Annotated in this window: 11 protein-coding genes; 8 read left to right on the forward strand and 3 right to left on the reverse strand. The window is 65.8% G+C overall.

Going from position 1 to position 14,362, the window contains the following annotated elements; genetic code table 11:
* The first annotated feature begins 61 nt into the window (after nucleotides 1-61).
* The 7 genes from AC1DYK_RS00630 to AC1DYK_RS00660 all read left to right on the forward strand — a co-directional run bounded on the left by AC1DYK_RS00630 (nucleotide 62) and on the right by AC1DYK_RS00660 (nucleotide 9,501).
* Nucleotides 62-1,846, forward strand: a complete 1,785-nt coding sequence (locus AC1DYK_RS00630) for an acetolactate synthase 3 catalytic subunit (protein WP_478164499.1) — start codon at nucleotides 62-64, stop codon at nucleotides 1,844-1,846.
* A 130-nt stretch (nucleotides 1,847-1,976) separates the two neighbouring features.
* Nucleotides 1,977-2,468 (forward strand): acetolactate synthase small subunit, encoded by a 492-nt coding sequence (gene ilvN / locus AC1DYK_RS00635; protein ID WP_076998466.1) that lies wholly within the window; start codon nucleotides 1,977-1,979, stop codon nucleotides 2,466-2,468.
* Between the two features lie 42 nt (nucleotides 2,469-2,510).
* On the forward strand, nucleotides 2,511-3,527 hold the full coding sequence (ilvC, locus tag AC1DYK_RS00640) for a ketol-acid reductoisomerase (RefSeq protein WP_478164500.1): 1,017 nt from the start codon (nucleotides 2,511-2,513) through the stop codon (nucleotides 3,525-3,527).
* Nucleotides 3,528-3,674: 147 nt separating this feature from the next.
* Complete coding sequence (gene pssA / locus AC1DYK_RS00645; protein ID WP_442283128.1) at nucleotides 3,675-4,499, forward strand: CDP-diacylglycerol--serine O-phosphatidyltransferase; 825 nt, start codon at nucleotides 3,675-3,677, stop codon at nucleotides 4,497-4,499.
* A 460-nt stretch (nucleotides 4,500-4,959) separates the two neighbouring features.
* Complete coding sequence (gene leuA / locus AC1DYK_RS00650; RefSeq protein ID WP_478164501.1) at nucleotides 4,960-6,663, forward strand: 2-isopropylmalate synthase; 1,704 nt, start codon at nucleotides 4,960-4,962, stop codon at nucleotides 6,661-6,663.
* A gap of 10 nt (nucleotides 6,664-6,673) precedes the next feature.
* Entirely contained in the window at nucleotides 6,674-8,212 is a 1,539-nt protein-coding gene (locus tag AC1DYK_RS00655) for a 2-isopropylmalate synthase (protein ID WP_478156766.1), read from the forward strand.
* A gap of 116 nt (nucleotides 8,213-8,328) precedes the next feature.
* Complete coding sequence (locus AC1DYK_RS00660) at nucleotides 8,329-9,501, forward strand: serine hydrolase (protein ID WP_478164502.1); 1,173 nt, start codon at nucleotides 8,329-8,331, stop codon at nucleotides 9,499-9,501.
* An 85-nt stretch (nucleotides 9,502-9,586) separates the two neighbouring features.
* Here the strand turns inward: AC1DYK_RS00660 and AC1DYK_RS00665 are convergent, their stop codons facing one another.
* Genes AC1DYK_RS00665 through aat form a run of 3 tightly spaced genes read right to left on the reverse strand, consistent with a single transcriptional unit; the run spans nucleotide 9,587 to nucleotide 11,910 of the window.
* Nucleotides 9,587-10,381, reverse strand: a complete 795-nt coding sequence (locus tag AC1DYK_RS00665) for an IclR family transcriptional regulator (protein WP_478164503.1) — start codon at nucleotides 10,379-10,381, stop codon at nucleotides 9,587-9,589.
* A 30-nt stretch (nucleotides 10,382-10,411) separates the two neighbouring features.
* Nucleotides 10,412-11,161, reverse strand: coding sequence for an arginyltransferase (locus AC1DYK_RS00670; RefSeq protein WP_478164504.1), 750 nt, complete (start codon nucleotides 11,159-11,161; stop codon nucleotides 10,412-10,414).
* On the reverse strand, nucleotides 11,158-11,910 hold the full coding sequence (gene aat / locus AC1DYK_RS00675) for a leucyl/phenylalanyl-tRNA--protein transferase (protein WP_478164505.1): 753 nt from the start codon (nucleotides 11,908-11,910) through the stop codon (nucleotides 11,158-11,160). The genes AC1DYK_RS00670 and aat overlap by 4 nt, the downstream gene beginning before the upstream one ends.
* A 114-nt stretch (nucleotides 11,911-12,024) precedes the next feature.
* Here aat and AC1DYK_RS00680 point away from each other — a divergent pair, with 114 nt between their 5' ends.
* Nucleotides 12,025-14,352 carry a xanthine dehydrogenase family protein molybdopterin-binding subunit gene (locus tag AC1DYK_RS00680; RefSeq protein ID WP_478164506.1) on the forward strand — a complete coding sequence of 776 codons (2,328 nt, stop codon included), beginning with the start codon at nucleotides 12,025-12,027 and terminating at the stop codon, nucleotides 14,350-14,352.
* The last annotated feature ends 10 nt before the right edge of the window (nucleotides 14,353-14,362 follow it).

Below are 14,362 nucleotides of genomic sequence, written 5' to 3' on the forward strand. Positions count from 1 at the left end.
AAAAGAGCTGGCGAAGGGGCACCCAAGGTTTTTCGTTCCCGAAAAAACACAAAGGTTCATCATGGAAATCTCGAAGGCGGAACTCGCTTCCGCAGCAGCCGCATCCTCAGGGATGGGCAATCAACCCCAAGAACTCATGGGCGCCGAAGTGCTGGTCAAGGCACTGCAGGCCGAAGGCGTCAAGTACGTCTGGGGCTATCCCGGCGGCGCGGTTCTCTACATCTACGACGCGTTCTACAAGCAGGACACCATCCAGCACGTGCTGGTGCGCCACGAGCAGGCCGCCGTCCACGCGGCCGACGGCTACGCCCGCGCCACCGGCGACGTCGGTGTCGCGCTGGTCACTTCGGGGCCGGGCCTGACCAACGCGGTCACGGGCATCGCCACCGCCTACATGGACTCGATCCCGATGGTGATCATCTCGGGCCAGGTGCCGACGGCGGCGATCGGGCTCGACGCGTTCCAGGAATGCGACACGGTCGGCATCACGCGGCCGATCGTCAAGCACAACTTCCTCGTCAAGGATCCGAAGGATCTGGCGATGACGATGAAGAAGGCCTTCCACATCGCACGCAGCGGCCGTCCGGGCCCGGTGGTGGTGGACGTGCCCAAGGACGTCTCCTTCAAGAAGACCCCCTACAGCGGCTATCCCGACAAGGTCGAGATGCGCTCGTACAACCCGGTGCGCAAGGGCCACGGCGGCCAGATCCGCAAGGCGCTGCAACTGCTGCTGACGGCCAAGCGCCCCTACATCTACACCGGTGGCGGCGTGCTGCTCGGCAACGCCACCAACGAGCTGCGCACCCTGGTCGACATGCTCGGCTACCCGGTCACCAACACGCTGATGGGTCTGGGCGCCTATCCGGCCAGCGACCGCAAGTTCCTCGGCATGCTGGGCATGCACGGCACCATCGAAGCCAACAACGCGATGCAGAACTGCGACGTGCTGCTGGCCGTGGGCGCGCGCTTCGACGACCGCGTGATCGGCAACCCGAAGCATTTCGCGCAGAACGAACGCAAGATCATCCACGTCGACATCGACCCCTCGAGCATTTCGAAGCGCGTCAAGGTCGACATCCCGATCGTCGGTGACGTCAAGGACGTGCTGACCGAGCTGATCTCGATGATCCGCGAGAGCACGGTCCGGCCCGACGCCGGGGCGCTGGCCAGCTGGTGGAGCACGATCGAGGAATGGCGCGGCAAGGACTGCCTCAAGTACGACCGCGGCAACAAGGATGTGATCAAGCCCCAGTACGTCGTCGAGACGCTCTGGAACATGACCAAGGATGCCGATACCTACATCACGTCCGACGTCGGCCAGCACCAGATGTGGGCCGCGCAGTACTACCGCTTCGACGAGCCGCGCCGCTGGATCAATTCGGGCGGCCTGGGCACCATGGGCGTGGGTATTCCGTACGCGATGGGCATCAAGCTGGCCAAGCCTGACTCCGAGGTGTTCTGCATCACGGGCGAAGGCTCGGTGCAGATGTGCATCCAGGAGCTCTCTACCTGCCTGCAGTACAACACGCCGATCAAGATCTGCTCGCTCAACAACCGCTACCTCGGCATGGTCCGCCAGTGGCAGGAGATCGAGTATTCGGGCCGCTACAGCCACAGCTACATGGACGCGCTGCCCAACTTCGTGAAGCTGGCCGAGGCCTACGGTCATGTCGGCCTCCTGATCGAACGCCCGCAGGACGTGGAGCCGGCGCTGCGCGAGGCGCGCAAGCTCAAGGACCGCACCGTGTTCATGGATTTCCGCACCGACCCGACCGAGAACGTGTTCCCGATGGTCAAGGCGGGGATGGGCATCACCGAGATGCTGCTGGGATCCGAGGATTTGTAACAGACGATAAGCCGGTCCGCTGCGCGGACTCGGTTCCTTCTTTAACTTTTTTCCGGACGATTCAATCGCTTGTCGAGCCCGCGCATTACCGTGCGCGGGGGAGGGCGGCGAAAAGAGGAGTCCTGCTGACATGAAACACATCATTGCCGTGCTGCTCGAGAACGAGCCCGGTGCACTCTCCCGCGTCGTCGGCCTGTTCTCGGCCCGCGGCTACAACATCGAATCGCTGACCGTCGCGCCGACCGAGGACCCGAGCCTCTCGCGCATGACCATCGTCACCGCCGGCTCGGACGACGTGATCGAGCAGATCACCAAGCACCTGAACCGGCTGATCGAGGTCGTCAAGGTGGTCGACCTGACCGAAGGCGCCTACACCGAGCGCGAGCTCATGATGGTGAAGGTGCGCGCGGTCGGCAAGGAGCGCGAAGAAATGATGCGCATGGCCGAGATCTTCCGCGGCCGCATCATCGACGTGACCGACAAGAGCTACACCATCGAGCTCACCGGCGACCACGGCAAGAACGACGCCTTCCTCGAGGCGATCGATCGCGGCGCGATCCTCGAGACCGTCCGTACCGGCGCCAGCGGCATCGGCCGCGGCGAGCGCATCCTGCGCGTCTGAACCCCTCATCCACACCCACCGAATCAACGAAGGAGCACTCTCATGAAGGTCTATTACGACAAGGACGCCGATCTGAGCCTGATCAAGGGCAAGACGGTTGCGATCATCGGCTACGGCAGCCAGGGCCATGCGCACGCGCAGAACCTGAACGACAGTGGCGTGAAGGTCGTCGTCGGCCTGCGCAAGGGCGGCGCTTCCTGGCCCAAGGTCGAGAAGGCCGGCCTCAAGGTCGCCGAAGTGGCCGACGCGGTGAAGGCCGCCGACGTGGTCATGATCCTGCTGCCCGACGAGCAGATCGCCAGCGTCTACAAGAACGACGTCGCACCGAACATCAAGGAAGGCGCTTCGCTGGTCTTCGCACACGGCTTCAACGTGCACTACGGCTTCGTGCAGCCGCGCGCCGACCTCGACGTCTGGATGGTCGCTCCGAAGGCGCCCGGCCACACGGTGCGCAGCACCTACAGCCAGGGCGGCGGCGTGCCGCACCTGATCGCGGTGCATGCCGACAAGAGCGGCAAGGCGCGTGACCTGGCGCTGTCGTACGCCACCGCCAACGGCGGCGGCAAGGCCGGCATCATCGAGACCAACTTCCGCGAAGAAACCGAGACCGACCTGTTCGGCGAGCAGGCCGTGCTGTGCGGTGGCACGGTCGAACTGATCAAGGCCGGCTTCGAGACGCTGGTGGAAGCCGGCTACGCGCCCGAAATGGCGTACTTCGAATGCCTGCACGAGCTCAAGCTGATCGTCGACCTCATCTATGAAGGCGGCATCGCCAACATGAACTACTCGATCTCGAACAACGCTGAGTACGGCGAGTACGTGACGGGTCCGCGCATCGTCACCGAAGAGACCAAGAAGGTCATGAAGCAGGTCCTGAAGGACATCCAGACCGGCGAATACGCCAAGAGCTTCGTGCTCGAAGCCGCCGCCGGCCAGCCCGCGCTGATCAGCCGTCGCCGGATCAATGCCGAGCATCAGATCGAAGTCGTCGGCGAGCAACTGCGCGCGATGATGCCCTGGATCAAGAAGAACAAGCTGGTCGACCAGACCCGCAACTGATCGGAGCCTTCCGACGCCAGAAGGGCCACCACGCGGTGGCCCTTTTTCATGGAGGCGCGCGTTGCGCCTGAACTACACTGCCACCGATGTTTGCCACCCCCCGTCCTGCCCCGTACCCGAGCCCCTTCTGCGCTGGAGGCCGACCCTATGCATGACGACACGCTTCCCGACGAGGTGCCCACGCGCAAGCGCCGCAAGGGCATCTACATCCTGCCCAACCTGTTCACGCTGGCGGCGCTCTTCGGCGGCTTCTATTCGGTCGTGATGGCGATGAATGCGCGCTTCGACCTTGCGGCACTCGGCGTCTTCGCCGCGATGATCCTCGACAGCCTCGATGGCCGCGTGGCCCGCATGACCAACACCCAAAGCGCGTTCGGCGAGCAGATGGATTCGCTGTCCGACATGGTGTCCTTCGGCGCCGCGCCCGCGCTGATCGCTTACGAATGGTCGCTCAAGGGCCTGGGCCGCTGGGGCTGGATCGCGGCCTTCGTCTACTGTGCCTGCGCGGCGCTGCGACTGGCGCGCTTCAACGTCAACACCGGCGTGGTCGACAAGCGCTGGTTCCAGGGACTGCCGTCGCCCGCAGCGGCGGCGCTGGTGGCGGGTTTCATCTGGCTCATGACCGAATGGGGCAAGCGCGGCGGCGAGGTGCTGTACCTCTCGTGGAACCAGATCACCTGGATCACCTTCGGCTTCACGCTGTATGCCGGGCTCTCGATGGTGACCAACGCGCCGTTCTACAGCTTCAAGGACATCCAGATGAAGAAGAGCGTGCCCTTCGCGGTGATCGTCTTGATCGCGCTCGGCATCGCGGTCATCAACATCCATCCTCCGACCGTGCTGTTCGGGGTCTTCGTCGCCTACGGATTGAGCGGCTACGTGGTCTATGCCTGGCGCAAGGCCAAGGGTCAGCAGGTGAGCGTGATCAGCATCTCGACCGACGAGCCCGACGAACGCGGATTGCATAACTAGCTCGAGTAGCTGGCTCGCCCCCAGGTTGGGCTCACTGCGTGTAGCCCGCCCACCCCCTTCCGGGGGCAACACCAGCGGCCCGGCGAAGCCGGTTCCGCGGTGTTTCACGAACGGGCCTGGCTGCGCCGGCCGCGACAAACTTACTCCGCTTCTTCGGCCTTTGGCGGCTGCGCGCAGCGCAGCACGCCTGTTGGTGGGCAGGCGCGGAACCGGCTTCGCCGGGCCGCTGCCTGCGCCCCCTGCAAGGGGGTGGGCGGCTACACGCAGTGAGCCAACCTGGGGGTGTGCTATATTCCCCGCTCTCATGAACAAGATTTCGCTGGCCCTACTACTGATCCCCTTCGGGCGGAGACGGTAGAGCGCGCGCGCAAATCCCTCACCACGGCCCGTTCGCACCAGCAACGGGCCGTTTTGTTTGGGGTTGCTGGTGGACACTCCCAACCACAGCGAGAAATCCAAGATGTTGAAGCAACCCAATCGCAAGTACCGCGCCTTCGCTCCGATCGGTTTGAAGGACCGCACCTGGCCCGACGCCGTGCTGACCCGCGCGCCGATCTGGTTGTCGACCGACCTGCGCGACGGCAACCAGGCGCTGGTGGAGCCGATGGACATCGCCCGCAAGATGAAGATGTTCGAGACGCTGGTGGCGATTGGCTTCAAGGAAATCGAGGTGGGCTTCCCGTCCGCTTCGCAGGTCGAGTTCGACTTCGTGCGCAAGTTGATCGAGGAAGACCGCATCCCCGACGACGTGACCATCCAGGTGCTCACGCAGGCGCGAGACCAGCTGATCGCGCGCACCTTCGAGTCCCTGCAGGGCGCGCCGCGTGCCATCGTGCACCTGTACAACGCGGTGGCGCCGGTGATGCGTCGCGTGGTGCTCGGCATGGACGAGGATCAGATCGTCGAACTTGCGACCACGCACGCGCGGATGTTCGGTGAGCTGGCCGCGAAGCAGCCGGACACGCACTGGACCTTCGAGTATTCGCCCGAGATGTTCTCGGGCACCGACCTTGCGTTCTCCAAGCGGGTGGTCGATGCGGTGACCGAGGTCTGGGCGCCGACGCCCGAGCGCAAGTGCATCGTGAACCTGCCGTCGACGGTCGAGCATTCGACGCCGAACATCTTCGCCGACATGATCGAGTGGATGCACCGCAACCTCGCGCGGCGCGAAGCGATCGTGCTCTCGGTACACCCGCACAACGACCGCGGCACCGGCACCGCCGCCGGCGAGTTCGCGCTGATGGCCGGCGCCGACCGCCTCGAAGGCTGCCTGTTCGGCAATGGCGAGCGCACCGGCAATCTCGACCTCGTGAACGTCGCGCTCAACCTCTATACCCAGGGCGTTTCGCCCGAACTCGACTTCTCGAACATCGACGAAATCCGGGCCACGGTCGAGCACTGCAACCAGTTGCCGGTGCACCCGCGCCACCCCTATGTGGGCGACCTGGTCTACACCTCGTTCTCGGGCTCGCACCAGGATGCGATCAAGAAGGCCTTCGGCGCCCGCCGGGAGGGCGACCTCTGGGACATGCCCTACCTGCCGATCGATCCGAAGGATGTCGGCCGCAGCTACGAGGCCGTGATCCGTGTCAACAGCCAGTCCGGCAAGGGCGGCATCGCCTACCTGCTGGAGAGCGAATACGGCCTCGAGTTGCCGCGCCGCCTGCAGATGGAGTTCAGCCAGACCGTGCAGCGCGTGATGGACGTCGCCGGCAAGGAGCTCACCGCGGCCGATCTTCATGCCTTGTTCGAGCGCGAGTACGGCCTGCGCGACGCAGCCGGACCCCAGCACCGCGTGCTCGAAGAGCAGGGCGAGGGCGCCGGCGCCTCGGTGCTGCTGCGCGCGGACCTGCCGTGGGAAGGAGAAATCCGCGCCATCGAAGGCCGCGGCAACGGACCGATCGACGCCTTCATCCATGCCCTGGCCAGCGCCACCGGGCACGCGATCCGCGTGATCGACTACCACCAGCACGCGATCGGCGCCGGCGCCGACGCCCAGGCGGTGGCCTACCTCGAACTGCGTGTCGACGAATCGATCACCCTTTTCGGCGTCGGCGTCGATGCGAACATCATTTCCGCCTCGCTGAAGGCCGTCGTGTCGGGCTTGGCCCGGGCGCGGGCCCAGGGCGCGCACAGCGCACAATCGATGGCTGAACCCGCCTAGGAGATCCACGATGGCCGACAAACTGATTATTTTCGACACCACCCTGCGCGACGGCGAACAGTCGCCTGGTGCCTCCATGACCAAGGACGAGAAGCTGCGCATCGCGCGCCAGCTCGAGCGGCTGCGGGTCGATGTCATCGAGGCCGGCTTCCCGGCCAGCTCGAATGGCGACTTCGACGCGGTCAGCGCGATCGCCCACGCGATCAAGGACTCGACCGTGTGCGGCCTGTCGCGCGCCAACGACCGCGACATCTCGCGCGCGGCCGAGGCGCTCAAGGGCGCGGCCAACGGGCGCATCCACACCTTCATTGCGACCTCGCCGCTGCACATGGAGAAGAAGCTGCGCATGACGCCCGACGAGGTGTTCGAGCAGGCCCGCCTCGCGGTGCGCTTCGCGCGCAACCTGGTGGCCGACGTCGAGTTCAGCCCCGAGGACGGCTATCGCAGCGACCCCGACTACCTCTGCCGGGTGATCGAAGCCGTCATCCACGAGGGCGCGACCACCATCAACGTACCGGATACCGTGGGTTATGCGGTTCCCGAGCTGTACGGCAACTTCATCAAGTCGCTGCGCGAGCGCATCCCGAACAGCGACAAGGCCGTCTGGTCGGTCCACTGCCACAACGACCTCGGCATGGCGGTGGCCAATTCGCTCGCCGGCGTGAAGATCGGTGGCGCCCGGCAGGTGGAATGCACCATCAATGGCCTGGGCGAGCGCGCCGGCAACTGCTCGCTCGAGGAGATCGTGATGGCGGTGAAGACCCGCAAGGACTACTTCGGGCTCGATGTCGGCATCGACACGCGCCACATCGTGGCCGCCAGCCGCATGGTCAGCCAGACCACCGGCTTCGTGGTGCAGCCGAACAAGGCAGTGGTGGGCGCCAACGCCTTCGCCCATGCTTCGGGCATCCACCAGGACGGCGTGCTGAAGGCCCGCGACACCTACGAGATCATGCGCGCCGAGGACGTCGGCTGGAGCGCCAACAAGATCGTGCTGGGCAAGCTCAGCGGCCGCAACGCCTTCAAGCAGCGGCTGCAGGATCTGGGCGTCGAGATGGAGAGCGAGGCCGACATCAACGCCGCGTTCTCGCGTTTCAAGGAGCTCGCCGACCGCAAGAGCGAAATATTTGATGAAGACATCCTCGCGCTTGTCAGCGACGAGGCACTCTCGCACGTTGCTGAGCAGTTCGGCTTTGTATCTTTGTCGCAACATAGTGAAACAGGTGAGCGCCCCCACGCGCGGATCGTGTTCACTGTGCAGGGCAAAGAGGTCACCGGCGAATCCGACGGGAACGGTCCCGTGGATGCGTCACTGAAGGCGATCGAGTCCCATGTCAAGAGCGGGGCCGAAATGGTGCTTTATTCGGTCAATGCGATCAGCGGATCGACGGAGAGCCAGGGGGAGGTGACGGTGCGCTTGCAGAATGCCGGCCGGGTGGTCAACGGGGTCGGTGCCGACCCCGACATCGTGGTCGCGTCGGCAAAAGCATACATAAGTGCTCTCAACAAGTTACAGAGCCAAGCTGAGAGAGTTGCTGCACAAGGTTAGGTTTTACGGTGCTCCTTGTTTTCGATTGAAGAAGAGGGTGCAAGTAACTGATATTGCGTGTCTTTTTTGATTTCGATACACTGTGGTGACCTTTTGTCGCCGCTGGAGAATATTAAATGCCTGAAGCCCGTTCCTACCGAGTTTCCAGCCAGCGGTTCCTTCCCGCCCTTCGCCTCGCCGCCGTCGTGCTCTGCGCCACGGCGTTTTTCTTGCCCGGCGCGAACGCCGCGACGGAATCGAAGAAAGCTTCCAAGAAGACGTCGGTGAGCGAGGATGCGAAGCGAAAAGCAGCGGCTTCGAAGCGCGAGGCGGGTTCCAGGCAAGTCGCGAAGGTTGACAAAGCCGACAAGGTGGTGAGTGGCGGGCGCAACGTGGTCGCATCGATCCGGCAGAAAAACGGCCGGACCGTCGTCGCCGTGCAGCGCCGCTCGGTGGTCCGTGTGACGGAAGCCGCGCCGGCGCGCCAATCCTTCGGCCAGATGGCCGGGCTGCACAGCACGGAAGACGCGCTCGACCTGAAGTCCAGCGTGGCCCTGGTGATCGACCAGGACACCCAGGAAGTCCTGTTCAGCAAGAACGACCATGCGGTGCTGCCGATCGCGTCGCTGACCAAGCTCATGACCGGTCTCCTGATCAGCGAGGCCAAGCTGCCGTCGGATGAACTGATCACGATCACGCAGGACGATGTCGACACCGAGAAGGGAAGCCGCTCGCGCCTGAACATCGGCACCATGCTGCCGCGTGGCGAACTGCTGCACCTGGCCCTCATGTCGAGCGAGAACCGCGCCGCCCATGCCCTGGGCCGCACCTATCCCGGCGGGCTGGCCACGTTCGTGAGCGTCATGAACGCCAAGGCCAAGATGCTCGGCATGAAGGACACGCGCTACGTCGAGCCGACCGGCCTCTCGAGCCGCAACCAGTCGAGCGCCCAGGATCTGGCGTTGCTGGTGAACGCCGCCTATGCCGACGCCACCGTGCGTCAGCTCTCGACCTCGCCGGAATATCAGGTGGAAGTCGGCAACCGCGTGCTGCAGTTCAACACCACCAACCGGCTCGTCAAGAGCCCGGATTGGGACATCGGCGTCCAGAAGACCGGCTACATCTCCGAAGCCGGTCAATGCCTGGTGATGCAGACCAAGATCGCCGGCCGCAAGCTGATCATGGTGTTCCTCGATTCGGCCGGCAAGCTCAGCCGCATCGGCGACGCCGAACGCGTTCGCCGCTGGGTCGAAGCCACCTCCCGCAGCAACCCCGGCCTGCAGCAGAGCTTCGCGCACGCTGCGAGCTGAGGGCGGGGGGGAGCGGGGGGTCTTCTGATCAGTTGAGGACAGAGCAAAAACTGCTGCGCAGTTTCTTGGTCTGTCCCGCGATGTCTCAGGCGGCCGCCGGCTGGTCGGCCTTGAAGCCGAGCGCGCTGGAGATCTCGTTGGCTGTGGCCTGAAGTTTCGGCAGCCAGCCCTCGTCCAGCCGGTCGGCCGGTGCCGAGATCGACAGCCCGGCGACCAGCTTTCCCTGATCGTCGTAGATGCCGGCGGCCATGCAGCGCACGCCGAGCTCGAGTTCCTCGTTGTCCCGCGCGATGCCGTACTGGCGGGCCTTCGACAGCTCGCGCTCCAGCGCCGGCAGCTGCGTGATGCTGTTGCGCGTGTGGCCGGCCAGCCCGGTGCGGGTGGCATAGCTGCGGATGCGCTGCGGCTCGTCCGCCGCCAGGAACAGCTTGCCGGTGGAGGTCAGGTGCAGCGGGGCGCGGCCGCCGATGGCGCGCACCACCTGCATGCCGGAACGCTCGCTGTACGCGCGCTCGATGTAGACGATCTCGTCACCCTGGCGCATGCTGAGATTCACTGGCTGCTGGGTCAGCTTGTGCAACTCGCGCATCGGCGTCAGCGCGGCGTCGCGCACGTTGAGCCGCCCCTTGACCAGGTTGCCGAGTTCGAGCAGGCGCATGCCGAGCCGGTAGCTGCCGGCCTCGGGACGGTCGACGAAACGGCCGACCGCCAGGTCGTTGAGGATCCGGTGGGTGGTGGATGGGTGCAGCCCCGTCTTTTCGCTGATCTCCTTGAGGGAAATCGCTTCTTCACGGGACGCCAGCACGTCAATGAGCGAGAACATCCGCTCGATGACCTGGATCACGGGCGTGGCTGGAACGTCGGATTGTGGTTTTCTCATGTGCAACGCGGTTGGAGGCCGGTCGCCATTTTACTTGGTGAAATGGTTGGGTGCCTGCCAGCGCCCGTCGATCAGCACTTCATGCGGTGCATAGCGGGCCTTGTAGGTCATCTTGGAACTGCCTTCGATCCAGTAGCCGAGATAGACGTGAGGCAACTCGAGCTGGCGTGCCTGGTCGATCTGCCACAGCACGCTGTAGTTGCCATAGCCCGCGCCCGGCTCGGGCTCGTAGAAGGTGTAGACCGCCGACAGCCCGTCGTTCAGCACGTCGAGGATCGACACCATCTTGAGCGCGCCGGCGCTGCCGTCCGGCAGCGTCTCGCGGAACTCCACGAGCCGCGAGTTGACCCGGCTCTGCAGCAGGAACTGGGTGTACTGGTCGATGCTGTCGTGGTCCATGCCGCCGCCCGAGTGACGGCCGTTCTGGTAGCGCAGGTAGAGCTGGTAGTGCTCGGGCACGAAGCACAGCTTGAGCACCCGTGCCTGCAGGCCGGCATGGCGCGACCAGGCCCGGCGCTGGCTGCGGGTGGGCTTGAATTCGTTGACCAGCACGCGCAGTGGCACGCAGGCGCTGCAGCCGTCGCAATAGGGCCTGTAGGTGAACATGCCGCTGCGCCGGAAGCCGTTCAGCACCAGGTCCGAGTAGGCGTCGTTGTGGATCAGGTGGCTGGGCGTGGCGACCTGCGAACGTGCCTGCCGGTCCGGCAGATAGCTGCACGGATAGGGCGCCGTTGCGTAGAACTGCAGCGTGTGGAGCGGGAGATCCTTGAGGTGCGTCACGTCGGGAAGGAGGTTCGCGCAGGCAGGAGTTCGGTCCAGTATACGGGCTCGAAGCGCCAGCGAGGGGCGCTCAGCGCGCGGGCGTGGGCGACGTGCGACACGAAGTCCTCGCGCGGCATTTCGCGGGCGCCGAGGCTGGCGAGATGGCTGGTTTTCTGCTGGCAGTCGATCATCGCGAGCCCGTGCCGCCGGCAGAACGCGACCAGCGCCGCCAGCGCGATCTTGGAGGCATCGGGCCGGCGCGTGAACATCGATTCGCCGAACACCGCGCGCCCGATCGCGACGCAGTAGAGGCCGCCCGCGAGTTCGCCGTCGATCCAGGTCTCGACGCTGTGGGCATGTCCGGCACGGTGCAGTGCGGTGTAGGCGGCCACCATCTCAGGCAGGATCCAGGTGCCGGACTGGCCGGGCCGGGGGGCCTTCGAGCAGGCCGAGATCACGGCTTCGAAGCCATGGTCGATGCGGATCTCGCAGCCCCCGGCGAGCCGGAAGCGCTCGAGCGTCTTGCGCAGCGACCGGTGCAGCGCGAAGCGCGAGACATCGAGCACCATGCGTGGATCGGGACTCCACCAGAGGATGGGCTGGCCCTCGCTGAACCACGGGAAGATGCCGCTGCGGTAGGCCTGCAGCAGGCTGGCGACATCCAGTCCTCCGCCGGCCGCCAGCAGGCCGGGCACGGGGTCGGATTCGCCCCAGGCGAGGGCGGCATCGGGCAGGGGGTCACCGGGGTCGAGCCAGGGCAGTTGCATGGTCGAAGGTATACACGGCTTCGAGGCTCTCGGCATGGCCGCATGCCGAATGCTCCGGAAGCCCATATAGTCGTTGTCGCGCTTGCGAAGAAATGATCAAGACAAAGGACCACGGTGACTACTGACACGAACCCCATGCGCTTCGGCAGCGGCCAGGCCGTCAGGCGGCTGGAAGACGAGAAGCTGCTGGCCGGCACCGGCCGCTACACCGACGACTTCACCCTGCCGGGCCAGACCTGGCTGTGTTTCGTGCGTTCCCCGTATCCGCACGCCCGGCTGGCGTCGGTCGACACTGCGGCCGCCGCCGCCATGCCTGGAGTGGTGGGCGTTTTCACGGGCGCCGATCTGGCCCGGGCCGGCGTCAAGCCGATGCCGGGCGCCGCGGCCTTCAAACGCGCCGACGGCGCCGATTGCGCGACGCCGCCGCGCCATGTGCTGGCGCTCGACCGGGTCCGTTTCGTGGGTGAGCCGGTGGCGATGGTGATCGCCGAAACGGCTTCGCAGGCGCGCGACGCGGCCGAGGCGGTGATGGTCGACTACGAGTCGCTGCCGATGGTGGTCGACCTCCAGGGCGCCATCGCCGAAGGCGCGGTTCAGGTCTGGGAACCGGCCACCGGCAACATCGCCGCCGAGATGCGCCACGGAAGCGCCGAGGCGACCGCCGCGGCCTTCGCCAAGGCCAGCCACGTGGTGGCGCTCGACGTCGTCAACCAGCGTGTGGTCGCGCTCACGATCGAGCCGCGCACCGTGCTGGCCGACTTCGATGCCGCCTCCGACCGGATCACGATCCGCATGAGCACGCAGATGCCCTCGGGTGTGCGCGACTCGGTATGCGACGCGCTCGGTCTCGCGAAGCAAAAAGTGCGGGTGGTGGTGGGCGATGTCGGCGGCGGATTCGGCATGAAGACCGGCGCCTATCCCGAGGACCTCGCGATCGCCTTCGCGGCGCGGGCGTTGCGCCGGCCGGTCAAGTGGGTGGCCGATCGCAGCGAGGAGTTCATTTCGACCTCGCATGGCCGAGACATCGAGGCACGGGCCGAACTCGCATTGGCCGCCGACGGCAAGATCCTCGGCCTGCGCATCAAGACCCACGCCAATGTCGGCGCCTACGCGACCGGTACCGGGGTCGCGATCCAGCTCCTGATCGGCCCCTGGGTCCAGACCAGCGTCTACGACATCCAGACCATCGATTTCCACTTCAAGGCAGTGCTGACCCACACCGCGCCGACCGGTGCCTACCGCGGCGCCGGCCGGCCCGAGGCGATCTACACCATCGAGCGGCTGATGGACGAGGCCGCGCGCCAGACCGGCATCGACCGGATCGAACTGCGCCGGCGCAACTTCATCCGGCCGGAGCAGATGCCCTACACCAACCCGATGAAGCAGGTCTACGACACCGGCGCCTTCGAATCGGTGATGAACCAGGCGCTGGCGCTGGCCGACTGGCAGGGCTTCGAGGCCCGGGCCGCCGAATCGAAGAAGCAGGGGCGGGTGCGAGGCCTCGGCATCGCCACCTTCCTCGAATGGACCGGCGGCAACGTGTTCGAGGAACGCGTCACGGTCTCGGTGCGGCCCGACGGCATCATCGAGGTGTTCTCGGCGGTCAACGCCATGGGACAGGGGATCGCGACCACGCTGGCGCAGCTGGTGGTGGACGCCTTCGGCGTGCCGATCGAGCAGGTGCACATCGTGCTGGGCGACACCGACCGCGGCGACGGCTTCGGCAGCGCCGGGTCGCGCTCGCTGTTCACCGGCGGCTCGGCGGTGCGGGTCGGCGCCGAGCGCACCATCGACAAGTGCCGTGAACTGGCCGCCAAGGAACTCGAGGTGGCCGCCGCCGACATCGACTACGCCGCCGGTGTCTTCAAGGTGGCGGGCACCGACCTTCAGCTCGACCTGTTCACGCTGGCCGGCAAGCAGCCGGAAGGGGAGATCTTCGTCGACTCGACCAGCACCGTCTCGGGCCCGACCTGGCCCAACGGCTGCCACATCACCGAAGTCGAACTCGATCCGCCGACCGGCGAGATCAGCGTGCTGAGCTACGCCTCCGTCAACGATGTCGGCCGCGTGGTCAATCCCCTGATCGTGCGCGGCCAGCTCGAAGGCGGCGCAGTGCAGGGCATCGGCCAGGCGCTGTGCGAGCGGGTGGTCTACGACGCCGAGACCGGCCAGCCGCTGACCGGCAGCTTGATGGACTACGCGGCGCCGCGCGCCGACATCATCGACACGATGTTTCGCATGGAGATGGACGAGTCGACGCCGTGCAAGAACAACCCGCTGGGCGTGAAGGGCGTCGGCGAGCTCGGCACCATCGGCGCCACGCCGGCGGTGGTGAACGCAGTCGCGGACGCCCTGGCGCGCAACGGCATGGCCGGGCGGGCGCCGCACCTGGACATGCCGCTGACGCCGGACCGGATCTGGCGTTTGATGCAGGCGGCCTGACGCCGCCGCG

This window comes from Variovorax sp. P2_H12, from assembly GCF_056403395.1.

Bases quoted from the DNA above. Each gene is read 5' to 3' on its own strand.
- AC1DYK_RS00630 (WP_478164499.1), top strand. From the start codon at position 62: ATGGAAATCTCGAAGGCGGAACTCGCTTCCGCAGCAGCCGCATCCTCA.
- ilvN (WP_076998466.1), top strand. From the start codon at position 1,977: ATGAAACACATCATTGCCGTGCTGCTCGAGAACGAGCCCGGTGCACTC.
- ilvC (WP_478164500.1), top strand. From the start codon at position 2,511: ATGAAGGTCTATTACGACAAGGACGCCGATCTGAGCCTGATCAAGGGC.
- pssA (WP_442283128.1), top strand. From the start codon at position 3,675: ATGCATGACGACACGCTTCCCGACGAGGTGCCCACGCGCAAGCGCCGC.
- leuA (WP_478164501.1), top strand. From the start codon at position 4,960: ATGTTGAAGCAACCCAATCGCAAGTACCGCGCCTTCGCTCCGATCGGT.
- AC1DYK_RS00655 (WP_478156766.1), top strand. From the start codon at position 6,674: ATGGCCGACAAACTGATTATTTTCGACACCACCCTGCGCGACGGCGAA.
- AC1DYK_RS00660 (WP_478164502.1), top strand. From the start codon at position 8,329: ATGCCTGAAGCCCGTTCCTACCGAGTTTCCAGCCAGCGGTTCCTTCCC.
- AC1DYK_RS00665 (WP_478164503.1), bottom strand. From the start codon at position 10,381: ATGAGAAAACCACAATCCGACGTTCCAGCCACGCCCGTGATCCAGGTC.
- aat (WP_478164505.1), bottom strand. From the start codon at position 11,910: ATGCAACTGCCCTGGCTCGACCCCGGTGACCCCCTGCCCGATGCCGCC.